At 61.2% G+C, this 2,256-nt stretch carries 3 protein-coding genes and 1 pseudogene; all 4 read right to left on the bottom strand.

Features of this window, described 5'->3' with window-relative positions; all coding sequences use genetic code 11:
* Positions 1–114 precede the first annotated feature (114 nt).
* Complete coding sequence (locus ACESMD_RS00485; RefSeq protein ID WP_372609340.1) at positions 115–369, bottom strand: type II toxin-antitoxin system Phd/YefM family antitoxin; 255 nt, start codon at positions 367–369, stop codon at positions 115–117.
* 228 nt (positions 370–597) lie between these two features.
* Positions 598–1,416, bottom strand: coding sequence for an RES family NAD+ phosphorylase (locus ACESMD_RS00480; RefSeq protein WP_372609339.1), 819 nt, complete (start codon positions 1,414–1,416; stop codon positions 598–600).
* Between the two features lies 1 nt (position 1,417).
* Positions 1,418–1,795 carry an MbcA/ParS/Xre antitoxin family protein gene (locus ACESMD_RS00475; protein ID WP_372609338.1) on the bottom strand — a complete coding sequence of 126 codons (378 nt, stop codon included), beginning with the start codon at positions 1,793–1,795 and terminating at the stop codon, positions 1,418–1,420.
* Between the two features lie 194 nt (positions 1,796–1,989).
* Positions 1,990–2,256, bottom strand: a pseudogene (locus ACESMD_RS00470) (IS4 family transposase); the annotation flags it as partial.

Here is a 2,256-nt window from a genome sequence, read left to right as displayed (position 1 = left end):
CCAGCTCCATGTAGCTCACGGCAGAGATCGAAAAGCCTGGCATCTCATCCAGTCTGTCGGCCGCGGCAGTATTGCCCCGCAGATTCCAGATCAGAACATCCGTATCGACTAGCATCAGTCGTTCTCGCCAAACGTGCGCGGCTCGCGAAGACGGCGGACTTCAGCGTCGACGTCCTCCATCTCCTCTCGGTCTGCCCATAGGGCAAAGGCAGGGTTACGCGAAGGTCGCGCTTCCTGTTGATTGGCCGCCAACCCGACCAACCGCGCACAGGGCTTGCCACGATAGGTAATTTCCACAGTTTCGCCGCGCTGCGTAGCCGCCAGCAGTGCTCTAGCCTGAAGGCGCAGATCTTTTACGGTGGCATGCATCTTGTGGCCCCTTGTCGCCATGAAAGCTCTGACATCGGGTTCATGATGCCAGGGTTTTGCCTTAGGGGGTCAGACCCTTAAATCTACTTAAGGGCCTGACCCTACTCCCCCGGCGAAAGTTATAGAGGTACCAGTAGGTGTTGGAGACCAGCACTACCGGTGCGTCCTTGCCTGTCACATCTTACTCCCTCGTAACAGACTGAAGGCCGAGGCGAGACTCGCCTTGGGTCATCGCGGAATCGGCAAATGGCCGTTGACCAGCAGTGGCGCCAGACGGAACCGCACCTGACGCACTGGCTCCCCCTTCTCCATTCCCCACAGGAAGAACCGGATCAGGTCGCGCGTTTCTCGTGACGTCACCCGAAAAGTGTTACGGGGCGCCGCACAGGAGAGGGCCGTCGGCGACAGCAAGGCAATATTGCATTCACCACGCACTTGTTCAGAGCCGAAACGGCGGGTGCCACGCTGGGTGAGATACGGTGACAGCCGCGCCGAGGGGAACTCGATCGCTTCGACACCGGCCTGCCGCGCACACTGGCCCACTGCATGACATGCCGCGTAATCCGAAGGACTCGTGATCTCGGCCCGGCGATCCTGCCAAACCAAGGCGTCCAGAGGGAGCCCATGCGGTGTCGAATAGCGGGCCAACAGCAAGGCGTAGTTCGAGCCAATGGCCTTGGGTGGCGGGGTCTGCTGGTCGTGAAGGAAGCGAAACTGATAGTAGGCCTTTTCGGCGAGACAGGTAAGCGGTGCACGGCTGGCATAGAAGATGCCCGGTTCCATGACACGCCCAAAGCGGGAAGGGTATGCCAGCGGCGGCTTTCGGAACGGACGGGCAAGGTGGATATCAAGATGGGCCACGCCCGCCATCAGACCCTCCCTCTCACGCTGCTCATCCAACAGCCTGCGCAAGGCCACCATATCTCCCGGATCCTTGAGGCGCTTGGCGTGGGCGATGTCGGTGTCTTCTTGCGCCTTGGTGATCCGAAAAAGGTCGCCGCTCGCCCTGAGACGGCCGGCCTGGACCCGCTGGTGCCAATCGGTCATATCAGGGGCGTGCCTGGGTGTCTTCCAGGTAGTGAACCACTCGGGTCATGCCCTCCACGGCCCTGAGCAAGTGGCGGGGGCGGTCACCACCGAGCCCGGTGTTGGGCGTGTCGATCCAGTGCCGCATCAGCTCGACATCCCAGCCCACGATGCTTCCCAAGGCCCGGTGCGTTCGCACCAGGAGCAGGCTCAGCTCTCCCGCCTTACTTCCCGGCGCGATACCCGTGCGTGAGGTGCTGGTGCGGTGGCGACCGATAATCGCCTTGACCTCCTCCTGGGAGAGCCCCAAGTCACTGGCAGCACTGGCTACGGCATCACCCAAGACAACGGCGGCGGGCTTTTCATCGACCTCCGTGATCGGAGCGGTAGAGCTAAGCATGACAATGCCTCCCAAAGTATCTGCACACAGTGTAGCACCGGGCGTGCATTCGCACATGACACGAACTCATGGTACACGCCACCTCGCCCGCTGGAGGCTCCGCACTGTGGGGCATACACAAACGCCGCGCGCCCGCGGGTCGCGCCCGCGGGTCAGACCCTTAAATCTACTTAAGGGTCTGACCCGAATGGCACTTACTTAAGCTTTTTCGGATGTCCTTGTCGGCGAATTTGCTCACGAGCTTGATGCTGGTGCACTTTCAGTAATCGATGGGGCCGTGGCCGCCGTTTGATGGCTCGCGGCTCCAACCGATCCGGCCGCTGACCCACCCGGATCGTTGTTATTTGCCCCATGATGCTCTGGCATTCTTCTTCCGTCAGCGGCGAACGTGCGGTGATCTGCCGGAAAACCTGCACGCTATGTTTGAAACTGACGTGCTGGGGCAGGCAGTCCGCCCACTG

The organism is Halomonas sp., assembly GCF_041689495.1.
In the GTDB taxonomy this organism is placed as follows: domain Bacteria; phylum Pseudomonadota; class Gammaproteobacteria; order Pseudomonadales; family Halomonadaceae; genus Halomonas.
This window is presented reverse-complemented; position numbering and strand designations above follow the sequence as displayed.